This window comes from Waterburya sp. (assembly GCF_058530065.1).
In genome coordinates this window covers 1-1,512 of sequence record NZ_JBZNBU010000437.1, presented here as the reverse complement: position 1 = coordinate 1,512, position 1,512 = coordinate 1, and the positions used below count along the sequence as shown (strand labels likewise).

The window sequence follows — 1,512 nt, the reverse complement described above, 5'->3', positions numbered from 1 at the left end:
GCTCCCTAATCCCTAACCCCTAATCCCTAATCCCCCGAACAAATTACTGAGATAGTACGGAAATTAATTAGAACGACTATATAATTGTCTCAATATTATCTATCGTTTAGAAGACTCTAATGAGTGAGTATCAATACTACGAATTTCAGACCATAGATCGTCCGCTAAACAATAAAGAACGCAAGATTATTAGTCGATTATCCAGTAGAGTTGAGCTTACAGCTACCAGAGCCATCTTTACCTATAGTTATGGAGATTTTCGCAGCACTCCTCAAGCTATTTTAGCTAAGTATTTTGATGCTATGTACTATATAGCTAATTGGGGTACTCAACAATTAATGTTTCGATTTCCCAAATCTCTAATCGATATTAAGCAAATTCAAGCATATTGCATTGAAGACTGTATATCTGTATCGAAAATCGGTAATTATGTAATTTTAGATATCTGCTATAACCTTGAAGACGGTTTTGGTTGGATTGAGGGAGGAGGAGAGTTAGCTGAAATTATCGATTTACGAAATGATATCTTAAAACAAGATTATCGCTTGCTTTATCTTGCTTGGTTGAAAGCAATTACTCTACAAGATATTGACGAGAAAGAATATGAGCCACCTGTACCACCAGGATTAAATAAACTATCGCGATCGCTAACTTCTTTTATAAAATTATTTGAGTTGGATAAATATTTAGTTAAAGTTGCAGCAAAATCAAGCCAAGAATTAACATCAATTACGGATGAAATTTGGTTAGAAAAAATCTCCCAGCTATCAAGAAAAGAATGCGATCTTATTTTATTACAATTGTTAAAAGAACAACCAAATTTGGCAATTAAGTTTAAACAAAAATTATCCAAAAAAATAACATTTATTCAATTTGAAAAAAAGTCTTCCAGAAGCATATTGCAACTACTACAAACTGCCAAACAAGAGGAGGAAAAAAATCGCATAAAAAAAGAACAAGCAGCAGAGAAGAAAAGAATTGAAGAATTAAAACAGTTTGCCAACCAAGCAACACAAGCTTGGTCAAATATTGAAAGATTGTTACTAGTAGCTCAAGCAAAACCCTATGAAGAGGCGGTTAACTTGTTAGTTAAGCTCAAAGATTTAGCAGAATATCAAAATAAACAACCTGAGTTTCAAAAACGCTTAAATTATATTCACGAAAAATATAGTAGACGTGTTGGATTATTAAGACGATTGAAAAATGCAGGATTGCATCGGAAGTAATAGATTTAAGTTCTTGTCTCAGATATGCGATCTCATTGACAAATTTTTGATGAGAGAATAGTTTTAAATCTAAAGTTACTATGTATAAAAATACATGATTACAAGCATTCCAGCATATATAAAAGATCGTATACGACAACCCATTCCTATTAATCTAAAAGAACACATTGTAGCAAATTCAATTCCAGTTATCTTTTTTGGTAACATTCATCAAGCTTCAGTAGCTACTATTAGTATCAATCCTAGTAACAAAGAATTTTTAAATAATAATCAAAAAGAATTAGTT

Annotated in this window: 1 protein-coding gene and 1 pseudogene; both read left to right on the top strand. The window is 31.7% G+C overall.

From position 1 onward, the window contains the following. Positions 1 to 119 precede the first annotated feature (119 nt). Positions 120 to 1,226, top strand: coding sequence for a hypothetical protein (locus AC33VI_RS23400; protein ID WP_491784663.1), 1,107 nt, complete (start codon positions 120 to 122; stop codon positions 1,224 to 1,226). 94 nt (positions 1,227 to 1,320) lie between these two features. Then, a pseudogene (locus tag AC33VI_RS23395) lies at positions 1,321 to 1,512 on the top strand (hypothetical protein); the annotation flags it as partial.

Excerpts from the sequence above, each read along its gene's own strand:
- AC33VI_RS23400 (WP_491784663.1), top strand. The coding sequence starts at position 120 with ATGAGTGAGTATCAATACTACGAATTTCAGACCATAGATCGTCCGCTA.